This is a genomic window from Vibrio stylophorae, assembly GCF_921293875.1.
Classification (GTDB): Bacteria; Pseudomonadota; Gammaproteobacteria; order Enterobacterales; family Vibrionaceae; genus Vibrio_A; species Vibrio_A stylophorae.
This window is the reverse complement of the sequence record NZ_CAKLDI010000001.1, coordinates 1,913,650-1,927,613: the sequence shown is the minus strand read 5'-3', so window position 1 is coordinate 1,927,613 and position 13,964 is coordinate 1,913,650. Positions and strand designations below refer to the sequence as shown.

The 13,964-nt window shown below is 48.2% G+C and carries 13 protein-coding genes; 4 read left to right on the top strand and 9 right to left on the bottom strand.

From position 1 onward, the window contains the following. Positions 1-78 precede the first annotated feature (78 nt). A complete protein-coding gene (locus tag L9P36_RS08815; protein WP_237466333.1) occupies positions 79-1,689 on the top strand; it encodes an RCC1 domain-containing protein in 1,611 nt (536 codons plus the stop codon). A gap of 86 nt (positions 1,690-1,775) precedes the next feature. Here L9P36_RS08815 and chrA read toward each other — a convergent pair whose 3' ends face one another. The 7 genes from chrA to dinG form a co-directional block, all read right to left on the bottom strand. Continuing rightward, the gene (chrA, locus tag L9P36_RS08810) at positions 1,776-2,966 is read right to left on the bottom strand and encodes a chromate efflux transporter (RefSeq protein ID WP_237467897.1); all 1,191 of its coding nucleotides are present in this window, start codon (positions 2,964-2,966) and stop codon (positions 1,776-1,778) included. Between the two features lie 171 nt (positions 2,967-3,137). Beyond that, positions 3,138-4,526, bottom strand: coding sequence for a class II fumarate hydratase (gene fumC, locus L9P36_RS08805; protein WP_237466332.1), 1,389 nt, complete (start codon positions 4,524-4,526; stop codon positions 3,138-3,140). A 330-nt stretch (positions 4,527-4,856) separates the two neighbouring features. Then, positions 4,857-6,053 (bottom strand): MFS transporter, encoded by a 1,197-nt coding sequence (locus tag L9P36_RS08800; protein WP_237466331.1) that lies wholly within the window; start codon positions 6,051-6,053, stop codon positions 4,857-4,859. Next, on the bottom strand, positions 6,035-6,211 hold the full coding sequence (gene rsmS / locus L9P36_RS08795; protein ID WP_435532735.1) for a pleiotropic regulatory protein RsmS: 177 nt from the start codon (positions 6,209-6,211) through the stop codon (positions 6,035-6,037). The genes L9P36_RS08800 and rsmS overlap by 19 nt, the downstream gene beginning before the upstream one ends. Position 6,212: 1 nt before the next feature. Further along, positions 6,213-6,773 carry a primosomal replication protein gene (locus L9P36_RS08790; protein ID WP_237466329.1) on the bottom strand — a complete coding sequence of 187 codons (561 nt, stop codon included), beginning with the start codon at positions 6,771-6,773 and terminating at the stop codon, positions 6,213-6,215. Beyond that, the gene (locus L9P36_RS08785; RefSeq protein WP_237466328.1) at positions 6,770-7,573 is read right to left on the bottom strand and encodes a TSUP family transporter; all 804 of its coding nucleotides are present in this window, start codon (positions 7,571-7,573) and stop codon (positions 6,770-6,772) included. The genes L9P36_RS08790 and L9P36_RS08785 overlap by 4 nt, the downstream gene beginning before the upstream one ends. 5 nt (positions 7,574-7,578) lie before the next feature. Continuing rightward, positions 7,579-9,651, bottom strand: a complete 2,073-nt coding sequence (dinG, locus tag L9P36_RS08780) for an ATP-dependent DNA helicase DinG (protein ID WP_237467896.1) — start codon at positions 9,649-9,651, stop codon at positions 7,579-7,581. Positions 9,652-10,164: 513 nt separating this feature from the next. On the opposite strand from dinG, the gene L9P36_RS08775 reads away from it, so the two are divergent. From L9P36_RS08775 to L9P36_RS08765, 3 genes are all read left to right on the top strand, one after another. Further along, positions 10,165-11,139: a porin gene (locus L9P36_RS08775; protein ID WP_237466327.1), complete on the top strand. Its 975-nt coding sequence runs from the start codon at positions 10,165-10,167 to the stop codon at positions 11,137-11,139. A 76-nt stretch (positions 11,140-11,215) separates the two neighbouring features. After that, positions 11,216-11,809: a DUF2057 family protein gene (locus L9P36_RS08770; RefSeq protein WP_237466326.1), complete on the top strand. Its 594-nt coding sequence runs from the start codon at positions 11,216-11,218 to the stop codon at positions 11,807-11,809. Between the two features lie 110 nt (positions 11,810-11,919). Then, positions 11,920-12,441 carry a VC2046/SO_2500 family protein gene (locus tag L9P36_RS08765; RefSeq protein WP_237466325.1) on the top strand — a complete coding sequence of 174 codons (522 nt, stop codon included), beginning with the start codon at positions 11,920-11,922 and terminating at the stop codon, positions 12,439-12,441. A gap of 105 nt (positions 12,442-12,546) precedes the next feature. Here L9P36_RS08765 and purU read toward each other — a convergent pair whose 3' ends face one another. Continuing rightward, on the bottom strand, positions 12,547-13,380 hold the full coding sequence (purU, locus tag L9P36_RS08760; protein WP_237466324.1) for a formyltetrahydrofolate deformylase: 834 nt from the start codon (positions 13,378-13,380) through the stop codon (positions 12,547-12,549). A gap of 113 nt (positions 13,381-13,493) precedes the next feature. After that, positions 13,494-13,961, bottom strand: a complete 468-nt coding sequence (locus L9P36_RS08755) for a YchJ family protein (protein WP_237466323.1) — start codon at positions 13,959-13,961, stop codon at positions 13,494-13,496. Positions 13,962-13,964: the final 3 nt, after the last annotated feature.

The window sequence follows — 13,964 nt, the reverse complement described above, 5'->3', positions numbered from 1 at the left end:
TTAGCTCTTTTTTAATGGGTTTTCTTTGCGCAATCAGGTAATCTACGCGGCCAAATAGTGTCGTCAAAAAGTTCCACCATGCTCAAAAAAAGTCTTTGTTTTGTATCGTTATTTTCATTATCTGGCTGTGCCTCAGGGCCACTAGGTGATCCGCAAATCACTGCACTCTCAGTGCAGGGGCCTTATGCGGTCGGACAAACACTCAAAGCCGTGGTGGACTGCGATAGCTGTAGCAGCGCACAAACACAGTTATTGTGGCAAATCGATAGCAATGATAATGGCCAATTTGATGACCCACAGGATGTGCAATTTAAAGGCAAGGAATATCGACTAACCTTGGCCGACTACGGCGCAGCGATTCGTGTGACCGCAACACCGCAAGCCTATTTTGGCGATGCGCTTGGTCAACCCGAGCAATTGCTATATCAGCCTGATGTGGTGATGACCATCGATGCCAACCCCTATGCTTTTGCTGCGATTAAATCCAATGGCTCTGTGGTGACTTGGGGGTTGCCTGAAGATGGTGGAGACAGCAGTAAAGTCGCTGCGCAGCTATCTCATGTTCAAAGCATTTTTCATAGCAAGCATGCTTTCGCTGCACTGAAAAAAGATGGCACCGTGGTGGCGTGGGGACGCGCAGTCGCTGGTGGTGATGCTAGTCAGGTGCAAGCCAAGCTAACCCATATACAGACCATTACGGCGACCAATAGCGCCTTTGCTGCGCTCAAAGATGACGGTACTGTGGTGACTTGGGGTAATGAGGAGCGAGGCGGTGACAGCAGCGATGTCGCATCGCAATTGGTGGGTGTTACCTCAATTGTTGCCAATGAAACTGCATTTGCCGCGCTTAGAAAAGATGGCTCTGTGGTGGTTTGGGGCGATGCAGAAAATGGCGGTGATAAAACCTTGTCCAAACTTCGCAATGTCGCGCATATCTACACCACGGACTATGCCTTTGCGGCGCTGAAAAAAGATGGCTCCGTGGTGACTTGGGGCTTTGCGAGTGATGGCGGCGACAGCAGTGCTGTGCAAGCAAAATTACGGGATATCGTGACCATCTATCCAAACCAAGTGGCTTTTACCGCGCTGAACAAGCAAGGGCGAATGACCTCTTGGGGCTACAGTCGCTACGGTGGTATCAACCCATTTAGCCAAGCGGTTCAACATGTGGTGGCCAGCAACTATGCTTTTGCTGCAGTTTCACCAAAGGGCGAATTGCTTAGCTGGGGCGATATTGGTGGCGATTGGAAAATTCCAAGCCAAGCTTACGCGCAAATTTATGCCAATCAAGAAGCTTTTGCTGCGATTTCAAAGCAGGGGCAAGTCCTTACGTGGGGCGATGCAAACTTTGGTGGCGATAGCCAAAGTGTGCAAACTCAGCTCAATGGTGTGAGCGAGATTTATGGCAATGGTTTTGCCTTTGCTGCGCTAAAAAATAATGGTGATGTCGTGAGCTGGGGTCATCGTGAGTTTGGCGGTGACAGCCGCTCAGTGGCTGGTCAGCTGCATCAAGTGATGCGCATTTATGCAACCGATCATGCTTTTGCGGCGCTGAAAACCGATGGCAGCGTGGTAACTTGGGGCGACAATATGTTTGGCGGCGATAGCAAAGCGGTGACGACAGCGCTCAATGCTGACATTTCGGAAACTCGAATCGCTGAAACCGAATTAAGTAAAAGAAGCAAGTAAAGAGAAGGTGTTAGCCAATCAATGGCTATCACTGATTCTGCGAAGTATAAGAAAGGCGCGATGAGCGCCTTTTTTTGTGTTTGGAATTAGAGCCCGCTACAAAGAAAACCCAGTAGAGCAAAGCCTGCCACCATTAGACCAATGGGGGGGCGAAAGCGATACAGCAGGACAAATCCCAGCAGCGCAAAGATCGCATCTGACCAATGATGAATCGCGCTTGTGGCAATGGGCTGGTAAAACGCGCTGGCCAGTAAACCCACCACAGCCGCATTAATACCCATCAACACGCCACGAAGTGCAGGTTTTGCAGCAAGGTTTTGCCATTGATTAATCACCGTAAGTACGAGTAAGAAGCCCGGTAAAAAGACCATCAAGGTCGCCAGTAGTGCACCAAGAATGGGGGCGCTTGGCATCAAGAAATACCCTAAGTAAGTCGCCAAGGTAAACATCGGGCCGGGAACGGCCTGCGCTAGGGCATAACCAGTTAAAAAGGTATCTTGGCCAAGTGTTGCGCCCACACTTTGCTCTAGCAGCGGTAGCACCACATGACCGCCGCCAAATACCAAGCTACCGGCTTGGTAAAAATGCTGACTAATGGCTAATGTATTGAGCTGCGGCCAATACGCAAAAGCCATGGGCAGGCCGAGAATCAGCAGCGCAAAGAGCACTAAAGGTGGCCAACTGATCACTTGGCGTTTGCGCGCTTTGGCGGTGGGCGCGTTGAAATGCGTTTGCGTTTTTTGCATTAGATTGCTTTGTTGCAAAAACAACAAGCCGAGAATCGCGCCAAGCGCCAGTACCAATAACTGGCTGAGTAGGCCGCTCATCACCAGCATGATGATGGTGCTCAAAAGGGCAATCACGATGGTGATTGCGCGTTGGCAAAACTGTTTGGCCATGCCCCAAATGGCATCCGCTACCACCACCACGGCAAGTAGCTTTAAGCCAGCGATGATGCCTTGGAGCCATGCTTGCTCTACAAACTGCGCGCTGACGCTGGCTGCAATCAGCATTAAGATGACGGAAGGTAGTGTAAAGGCGATAAACGCGGTGATCGCACCGCCAAGTCCACCTTGGCGATAGCCCAAGGCAAATCCCACCTGACTTGAACCGGGTCCTGGCAGCATTTGACTTAGGGCAACTAGCTGCGCGTATTCCTCATTGCTTAGCCATTTCAGGCGATCAACAAAAGTGGTTTTGAAATAACCAATATGCGCGGCAGGTCCGCCAAAACTGACCCAACCGAGGGTAAAAAAATGGCGAAATATAGAGAGCAAGGACATATTCATTCTCTTTTGAATTCAGTGACCTCAGATTACAAACAAACAATATATGACTCAAATCGAATGATTTCATATTAATTATTGTTTTTAGTAATAGTTAATTCGCCTTTAGCGATAAAAAAACCGCGACAAGCGCGGTTTTTTTATCAAGCAAATGAGCAGATCTTAAAGACCGGTCATCTTCTCTGGGCGAACCCATGCATCAAACTGATCTTCAGTGAGCAGTCCCAGCGCCAGCGCTGATTCTTTGAGGGTGGTACCCTCTTTATGCGCTTTTTTCGCAATTTTCGCGGCGTTATCGTAGCCAATATGTGGGTTTAGCGCAGTCACCAGCATCAAAGAGCGTTGAACCAATGCTTCCACTTGCGTTTCGTTGACGGTAATGCCCACTGCGCAGTTGACGTTAAAGCTGTCTGCACCATCAGCGAGCAAGCGAACACTTTGTAGGAAGTTATGAATCATCAATGGTTTATACACATTGAGCTCAAAGTTTCCAGAAAGGCCGCCAACGTTAATGGCCACATCATTGCCCATCACTTGCGCGCATAGCATGGTCACCGCTTCACATTGGGTTGGGTTGACTTTGCCCGGCATGATGGAGCTGCCTGGCTCGTTTTCTGGAATGGATAGTTCACCCAAACCAGAGCGTGGGCCAGAGGCGAGCCAGCGCACGTCATTGGCGATCTTCATCATCGCAGCTGCCAGGGTTTTCAATGCGCCATGGGCAAAGACCAAGGCATCATGGGCAGCCAGTGATTCAAATTTATTGGGCGCAGTGACAAACTCGCAGCCCGTGTGCGCGGTGAGCTCTTTGGCGACGGCTACCGCAAATTCTGGGTGGGCATTAAGGCCAGTACCAACAGCTGTACCACCAAGGGCAAGCTCGCGGAGATGCGGCAGTGATTGCTCAATATGCACCAAGCTGTGTTCTAGCTGGCTAACCCAGCCCGAGATCTCTTGGCCCACGGTCAGTGGCGTTGCATCTTGCAGGTGAGTACGACCGATTTTTACGATCTGCATAAAATCTTGGGATTTTTTCGCCAATACATCTTTGAGGCGAATGATCGCAGGGATCAGGACGTTTTCTACGCTTTGCACCGCAGCAACGCTCATGGCTGTTGGGTAAACATCGTTGGAAGACTGGCCTTTGTTGACATCATCATTGGGATGAATCAAGCGCCCTTCACCCACTTCGCCGCCCAAAATAGCAGAGCCACGGTTGGCCAGTACTTCGTTCATATTCATATTGGACTGGGTGCCAGAGCCGGTTTGCCAGACTGCCAATGGAAACTCACTGGCGTGTTGGTTGTTGAGCACTTCATCGGCGGCCGCCACAATGGCTTTGGCTTTTTCGCCATCAAGCACGCCAAGGTTTGCATTGACCACAGCGCAGCTTCGCTTGACGCTTGCAAGTGCATGAATGAGCTCTTTTGGCATCTTTTCCGTTGAGATAGCGAAGTTTTGTAATGAGCGCTGGGTTTGTGCGCCCCACAGTTGATTGGCTGGAACTTCAATTTCACCAATGGTGTCTTTTTCAATGCGGTATTGCGTCATAGTGGAACCTTCTGGCTTGAAAGTGAAAAAGCATCGGACAGGGCGCAAGGACGTTGAGCAATCCATGCCCATGCCAAGAAATAATCAAAAAATTTACGGCGATTCGGTGTGAATAGCTATGACTTTATTGCCATTTTGTAATGGATTGTGATCCATATGGAGAATTAAATTTGATTCAAGCTCAATTGAAATTGCATCGTGGGAATTGAGAAAGGGCAAAAAACCGAGCCGCGTGGTTTGATGCCATCACGGCTCGGTTAGATGTTCGATAGATGCTTGGTTAGATAGCAGCTCGGTTAAATCGAACTAGGGCGCTCGAATGATACCCTCTTATTTGGCATCTTCGACATGAGCGCGTTGTATTGGCCATCGGACTTCATATCCTGGCTCAGGTGTGTCTGGAATCAGGCGTGATAACAGCAGTGAGCACAGCGCAAAACCTGCGCCAATAAAGAACACCAAGGCGCTGGAATAAAGCCAAAGCAAACCGAGGATCACTGGAATTACCACGGCGGCGATGTGGTTGATGGTAAAGCTAACCCCAGCGGTTGACGCCATATCCTTGGGATCAGCAATCTTTTGGAAATAGGTTTTAATGGCAATGGCGAGCGCAAAAAAGAGATGATCGGCAACATAAAGTACGGCTGCCCACGTGGCATTTTCAACCAAGGCATAACTGCTAAAAATAATGATCAGCCCTGCGTATTCAATGGTCAGGGTGTGCTTTTCGCCTACTTTAGCAATCCAGCGGCCAATGGCTGGGGCGCAAAGCATGTTAAAGAGATAGTTGATCATAAACAGCAGGCTAATTTGGCCAACGCTATAGCCAAATTTCTCTACCATCATAAAGCCGGCAAAGACGATAAAGATCTGACGTCGGGCACCGCTAAAGAAAGTCAGCGCGTAATAGAGCCAGTAGCGGCGGCGTAAAATCAGCTTTTTCTCTTGTACATGCGCTTGCTCAAAGCGCGGACACGCAAGCCACATCAATAGCACGGCCACGAGACCAAACACGCCAAAACTGATGTAAGCAAAGTTGTAGCTCATGGTGAAATAATCCATCACCAGCCAGACCAAAGCAAAAGCGATGAGGCTGGCTGCACTTTTGTAGGCCAGCGCCTTACCCATAAATTGCGGGGTATTTTCTTTATCAATCCACTGCAAGGTGAGGGATTGATTGACGGTTTCGAAATAGTGAAAGCCAATGGACATCACCAAAGTGGTGCAATAGAGCCCCATGGCGGTTGGAAACCAGCCGGTGATGGCGATGCCAAAACACATCAGCGCCAAAAAGAAAAAAGCAAAGGTTTGTTCACGAACAAACAACAGCAGATAGATGGCGGTAAAGGCTAGAAAGCCCGGGATCTCTCGAATACTTTGTAAAATGCCGATTTCGCGGCCGGTAAAGTTGGCTAAATCGATGGAAAAGTTATTCAGCAGTACCTGCCATACGGCAAAGGTCAGCGACATCACAAAGGCAAAAAACAGCAGCAGGTGGGCTGGGGTCATCAATTTGAATCTGGACATGTGGGTTCCTTGTCGAGGCGCTGCTCAAGATCCTGTTGAACAATAGCCAGTGCTTTTAATGCGGTTTGTGGGTCAATGTCGTTGCTTTCAAGTAAATAAATCAGATCGACGGCAAGTTGAATATGCGCTGGTGCTTGGTTGAGCGGCGGGGTGGTCATGCTAGTGCACACCTTTTTGTTCTTGATGTTGAATACGAAGTTCGAGCTTTTTCATCGCCGCTTGGCAGCGGGCCAATCGCCCTTCAGCAGCGATCACTTGTTGTTGCAATTGCTGCTGGTGCGCCAGTGAATGGGCTTGCGCCAAGGCAACTTGCTTTTCTTGTACCAGCATTTGTAAACGGCGTTCCCAATCTTGGTGCTGCGCAAATTGCTGATAGAGCTCATGGATACTGGTTTGCCAGTGACCGTAGGGCTTGGGCTCTTGCGCGCGCAATTTGGTGGTTACCATTTCACGCTCTAGCGCGCTGATTTGCGCGATGATTCGCTCGCAGCTATAGCTCAATCGCTGCTCTGTGAGTTTACCCGCCTCATACTCTTTGGATAGCTGCTGACAGAGGTTTTGAACCATTTTGGCGCAGGGTTCGAGTAACTTACTTTGTCCTTGAAACAGGTGGTTATCAAAGCGGGGACGCGGCGTTTCACCATGCTGCGCGTCATAATCTGCGCACCGAGTTACGAGTGTGCTGATCCGCGCTAAAAGTTGATTGAGTGCTTTGTTCATTGCGCGCTCTCCATCGGGACTGTGGCAAACCAAGCGTCGTAGCCTAATTTGAGCGAGAGAATCATCACCACAGTAATAAACACTGGGCGAATAAATTTAGCGCCAAAGCGAATGGCTGAGTGGGCGCCAAGCCATGCGCCAGCCATCAAGCAAAGTCCCATGGTTAGCCCCAGAGCCCAGTTGATATGCCCCAAAATCGCAAAGGTAATCAAAGAGGTCATGTTGCTGGTGAAGTTCATCGCTTTGGCAAGGCCAGAAGCAAGCAAAATATTGAGGCGATAGAGCGCCATGCTCGAGACTGTCCAAAAGGCGCCTGTACCTGGGCCTGCAACACCATCATAAAATCCCAGCCCAAATCCTTGCAGAATTTTTTTGCTGTTAAGCTTGGCGCTTGGTGTGGGTAGCTGGTGACCATGCTCATGGCGCTGCGGACGGCAGATGGTATAGAGCGCGGCTGCGAGAATCACCAAAGGTAGCGCCTTTTCGAGCCAAGCTGTGCTGATGGCGTCAACGACTAGGGTACCGAAAATGGCACCTGTGAGTGTGGCAAGAAAGGATAAGCGCCAAAAACTAGGGGAAAAGAGCTGCTTTTTAAAATAGGTGTAGGCAGCGGTCGCTGAGGCAAATGTAGCCGCGAGCTTATTGGTTCCCAGCGCAATATGCGGCGGTAACCCCAAGGAAAGCAGGGCCGGAACAGTGAGCATGCCACCGCCGCCGGCAACGGCATCAATAAATCCGGCAATAAAGGCAACTAAGGCGAGAATGAGCCAAACTGAGGGCTCGATAGCGTCTAGAAGCATAGGGTTTAAGGCTGCTCTATCAGTCTGTGAAATGGGGGCAAGGCATCTAATAATGCTTTGCCGTAGCGTTTGCTGATCACCCGGCGATCAAGGATCACGACTCTACCAGAATCTTTTTCTTTACGCAGCAATCGCCCGACGGATTGGGTGAGCTTGCGGCTGGCTTCTGGTACCGCAATCTGCATAAAGGCGTTTCCGCCATTGGCTTCAACATATTCGGCGTGCGCTTCCTCCACAGGGGAGGTGGGCACGGCAAAGGGAATCTTGGTGATGATCACATTGGTGAGTAGATCGCCAGCGAGATCCAAACCTTCAGAAAAACTGCTGGTACCAAAAATAATACTGACTTTGCCAGCATCCACCGCTTTTTTATGTTTATCAAGCAGGCTGCCACGACTCTCTTTACCTTGAACTAAAAGCTGCCAGCCCTGTTTTTTACAAGTTGCCTCAATGCTTTCTGCCACTTGATTCATCTGCCAGTAGGAGGCAAACAGCACCAAGCTGGCTTTGTCCTCTGCCAAGTAGTTTGGCAGCTCATCAATTAAATATTGGGTAAATTGCTGCGCCTGTGGCTCATGTTTGAGTGCAGGCACCACAAGCCTTGCTTGATTGGTGTAATCAAAAGGCGAGCTTAATGCCAAAAATTGGCAGCCGGAATCACGATAGATGCCTGCTTGGCGGCAAAAGTAATCAAAGCTATTGAGCGCGCGCAATGTGGCTGAGGTTAAAATCACACCTGCCGCACGGCTCCACAGCAGCTGATCCAGCCGATAGCCCACCTCAATGGGAGACACATGGACGATATAATCACCGTCGCGATCTGGGTTTCGACTAAGCCAGCGAGCCAGTGGCGCGCCTTTATCTCGCTCTGGCTCAGCCATTAAGTGCCAAGTTTTGCTGAGCATCTCAAGGCGCTGTAAATAAACCCCAGCTTCACTGATGATGGGATCGGCCTGTTTGCTGTTGATCTCGCCTTCTTTGAGGCGCTCGGTGACCAAATCCAGTAATTTACCCAGTGCTTGAAAGGCTTTTTTGCTTTGCTCTTTGCAGCCGCCCGCAAGTTCGCTTAGCCAAGTAGGAAGTTCGCCATGGGCAAAACGGTAAATGCCATCTTTGCTAAATTGGCTTGGGTCAATGTGCTGGCTGAGCGCAATAAAATCTGGGATCAATTGGCTAATGGCACTTTGCAGCGCGGTGACAAATTTATCGCTGCGCTTGAGATCGCCCGCTTGGCCATAACGAACACTGGCTTGGTTTAAGCGCGTGAGCCAAGTTTCACTGCCTTTGAGCGCAGCGCTGGCAGCAGAAAAATCGCGGGCAACGCGCGGCAGGTGGTGCGCTTCATCAATCACATAAATACATTGCTCTGGCTCTGGCAAAATAACACCGCCACCGAGCTCTAAATCAGCCAACATCAAAGCGTGATTGGCAATAATCACATCGGCTTTATCGAGGTGGTTGCGCGCTTTTTGAAAAGGGCAATCACGGTGCGCTGCCAAGCCGTTATGGCAGCTGTGTTTGTCCGATTGAATTTGCTGCCAAAGGTGATGCGGAATGGCGGTAGGCCAACTGTCGATGTCGCCATCCCACTTGCCTTGTCCATAGGCGGTTTGCATGCGTTTAAGCAGCGCTATCTCCTTGGCTTTGGGCTTTTGCTGCCACAATGCCATTTGGCTATCGTCTTCCAAACTAGCCGCTAATTTATGAGCGCAGCAGTAACGCTGGCGCCCCTTGGCCAAAATAAAGTCCATGGGTTTGTCATAAATACGGCGAAATAGGGGCAGGTCTTTATTGAGTAGCTGTTCTTGAAGCGCCACTGTAGCTGTTGCAATCACTACTTTTTTATTGTGATGCAGGGCAAAGGGTACGGCACCCATCAAATAAGCTAAAGATTTACCAATGCCTGTGCCTGCTTCTGCCACTAACATGCGCTGTTTGGCGTGATATTCGCCGCCTAAGGTTTTTGCAATTTCGGCCACCAAATAGTTTTGCCCACGACGAGAGACAAAGTGGGGCAATTGGTCTTTGAGGTTTTGGTAACAGTGACGAATTTGTTGAGTAACCGCAGGTGACAGCATAAATGACAAGCAATAAAGGTAAGGACGATTGAGTTTAACATGAAATGCCACGGCTATCCGATGACGAAATTGGTGCAAGGGAGAAGAATAAAAGGTGATCTTCTTCTCATTTGCGAAAACCCATTAAAATTACCCATTTTTATGGTCTAGAGCTAAATTAAGTGTACATAGTTTGAACAACGGCTTTGGCCCCATTTTCAATTAATTGCATCAATATCGCAGCCAAATAGCGATAAATCACTGTGATGTGAGACTTATTTTAATGAATTTCATGTAAATGCGAATGGGTCGTAATTAACCTGTTATTCACAAAAAGACGAGAAATTTGTGCAAAATTACACCAGTGAGTGTGATTCACCTTAATTTTTTGGTTTGACAGAACTAATCTTGGTTTGTAAGGATAGCGACAACAAGTTTGGCAGGTTAGTTCAATTGAATGAATTAACCTTTGTGGGGAAACTCTTTTAGCTTTTAGAGTGTTCTCATCAACAAAAAGCAGTGGAAAACATCATAATGAAAAAGACAATTCTAGCTCTTGCAATTCCAGCAGCTCTAGTAGCAACTGCGGCAAACGCAGGCGTAACAGTATACGAAAATGATGCAACAGCAGTTCAGCTAAGTGGTGCTGTTGAAGTTCAATACTATCAAAAAGCAACTAAAGCAGTTGATAGCGAGTTGCGTATTGATGATGGTGCTTTGGCAATCGATGCAGCACATGTAATCAATGACAACCTAACTGCATTTGCAGGTCTAAGCTTTATCGTTGGTGAAGACCAAAATCCAAATGGTGGTGTAACTACCGATGGTACTTTTGTTGGTCTAAGCAGTAATTTTGGTGCGCTAAGCTTTGGTCGCCAATACCTATATATCGATGATATCGGCGCAGGCGTTGAAATCGAGTTGAAAGATGCTGGTGCAATTAGTGTAGATCTAAATGATCAAACTACTAGCAGCGATACCATCAAGTATGGCTACCAAGGTGATAACTTCTTTGTTGGTGCAGACTATGTTGCAAACCAAAACGAAGGCAAAGCCAAAGGTTTTGATGTAAAAGCTGGTTATGACATTCTAGATAACCTAAACCTAACTGGTTACTATGCAGACTTTGATTCGGCACAAGATACAGCAGCAAATGTTGCTCAAAAGAGCTACCAAGTTGAATTGCGTTACACCCTTGATGCACTTTATGTTGGCGCATCATTTGGTAATGTAGACAAATCAGGTGCTGCTAATGTTGACTTGAATTCTTATGAAGTTGCAGCAGCTTATACGCTTGGTCAAAATACTTTCGGTCTAGGTTATGCTTATACTGATGGTACTCAAGAAGCAAATACTGACTATAAAGCAAGCTCTGTATACGGCAACATTGTTCGTGCGCTAAATGACAATGTAAATGTTTATGCAGAAGTGAGCCTTGAAGATGTTAAAGGCGATGCAGCTATTGATAACGAGCTAGGCTACGTTGCAGGTATGGAAGTAACTTTCTAATCTATTCGGTAGAAAGTTGACTTTAGAGAAAGCCGCCTTTGGGCGGCTTTTTGTATATAGGAATAAGAGGTGATAAATGCGAATTTGGCTCAGTATAGTATTAACCCTATTTACCATGTCGGTCTCTGCTGCGACCCTTACGTTAGGTCGAGGCATCGATGCGATTGCGATCAACGGTGAAATGCTTCCACACAATACTCAAAAGCAATTGTCATTACAGTCGGGTGAATATCAACTCATCATTCGTTTTGATCAGCAGATGAAAGATGGCAGCCGAAAAAAACAATTTACATCTAAGCCTTACGTTTTGTCATTTCATGTGAGTGGTGATATGACGCTATTGGCACCTCTTTCAACACGTGAATATCGTAAGATGGCTTACGCTTTTCGCGATCAAACGCCGCAATGGCAGCTAAAAGATGGCAAAGGTGAAACCATTGCATTCACACAGGTGGTTTTACCGGGTAAAAGTGGGTTTGCACCCTATCAGGATATGCCAGCTGTGGTTGCCGCGTTTTATCAACAGCCTGCAGCAGCGCAACCTGCGCAGCAGTCTCTTAAGTTAGCGCCCAACAGCGAGAGCGAAGCATTGCGCCAGCTGAAATTGTGGTATGAGCAAGCAACACCGGCTGATCGCCAAGCCTTTGCACAGTGGCTTGCGCAACAGTAAGGATTAAATCCTTGATCAACTGCTGTGAAATGCAGCAGTTAAATTTATTTTGCTTTAGTTTTTAAGCCCTCAGCCGATAGCAGTGTATTCACATTTCAGAGTTGTCGCTGATGGATGCAATACACACCATAGATAAAACACGGCTGGTCAATGAACTGCAATTGGGCGCTCAGCTCAACCATGCAGTGCATGACGGTGCGCTGCGGGATTTCTCTTTGCTCTTGGCGATGCTCTCGCCGGATCTTTTTGAAACCTTGCCCTTTGATCAGTTGGAAACTAAGGTCTATGACGATGCAACCCTAAGGCGGCAATTTGAACTAGGTCCTAAACGGCCCCTGCTTAATGATGGTGGTGAATCTGATTATCGGCCGGATGTTGCTAACGCTTTTCATTTTGCCGGATTATCATCCGCGCGATTACAAGATGAATTAACGCCTCAGCCGCTGTGTTATAAACCGACACAGACCTGCGGCTTTGATGAATCGGTTTATCATAACCTCAGTGGCCACCAGCGACGGCTGCTCTCAGAAGCGCAGAGCGACACCATGAGGCACATACGACCGATACAGCTCTACCACAAGTTGCAATGTGACCAGCGAATTAGTGAAGGTGCGTTGGGGCTTGTTGCTTAGCGCCAATATACTGAATGTGAATACAAATTGAGAAATAAAAAAGCACCCGAGGGTGCTTTTTTATGGTCTGCTATTTAGCGGCTGATAGGGGCGCTTGTATCTGCGCTATAAAATCACCGTGCGGTTGCCATAGACAAATACGCGATCTTCCACCACCAAGCCAAGGGCTTTGCTGAGCACTTGTTTTTCAACGTCACGACCGGCACGTGCCATATCTTGAGCGGTAAAGTTATGATCCACTGGGATCACTTGCTGCTTAATAATTGGCCCTTCATCGAGATCGTTGGTGACAAAGTGCGCCGTGGCGCCAATGATTTTCACGCCGCGCTCAAAGGCTTGCTGATAGGGTTTCGCACCAATAAAAGCAGGCAAGAAGCTGTGGTGAATATTGATAATGCGCTTTGGATAACGAGACACAAATTCAGGCGTGAGTACGCGCATATATTTGGCAAGCACGACGTAGTCTGGATTGATGCTATCGATGATCTCAAGCATCTTGGCTTCATGCGCTTCACGTGTCAGACCTTCGTGGCTCACGTAATGATAGGGCACATCAAATTTCTCTGTGAGCGCTTGTAGATTGTCATAATTGCCAATGACCGCATCAATTTGAATATCTAATGAGCCGTCAAAGGTTTTGATCAGTAGATCGCCAAGGCAGTGCGCTTCCTTGGTCACCATAATGACCACACGTTTGCGCTCAGCGCCGACCAGGCGGCGTTCGCTGTTTTTGGGTAGGGCATAGTCGAGATCAAGCATCAGGGTGTGATCGTTGAAAATACCTTCGAGCTCTGTACGCATAAAGAATTGACCCGTGCTGTAATCCACGAATTCACTGTTGTGTACAATATTGAGCTGATGCTTAAAGCAGATATTGGTGATTTGGGCAATGAGGCCGCGAGAGTCTGGGCAGCCTGTGAGCAGGGTTTTACGTTCCATGTTGATCCTTGACGACAATCTATCGCTCACCTTTTTACGCCACATCGGCTTTAAGATCAATCACATCACGGCACAATGTCATCCATGACATTCCCTTTTGATTCAAAGCGCTATTAGGCGCAGCACTGTTTGAACTTTTTGCCACTTAAACATGGGCAAGGGGTATTACGACCGCGCTGACGATACACGGTATCAGGGTGGCGCTGCTCACCATCCAAGTAATACCATTGGCCGCCTTCTTTGATAAAACGTGAATGTTCGGCTAGACAGGCGAGCTGACCTTGTTCATCCATAAACCACGCGACAAAGTTGACCGTACCGCTGTTTTCTTTAGCATCGCTAGAAATCACCTCTAATAGGCGCCATTGAAGCTGTGTACCATCAGCAATATCATTGCGAAATTGTGCGGCATTGAGCTTAGGTGCATAGGTCTCAACGATATAATCCACTAAGCCTATGGCGTAGGCAGAAAAGCGTGAGCGCATGAGCGCTTCAGGCGTTGGGGCATATTGCTGGCGTTGATGGTAGGGCTGACAGCAGTGGTCGTAGGCAAGACCACTGCAGCAAGGGCATAGAGACATTCG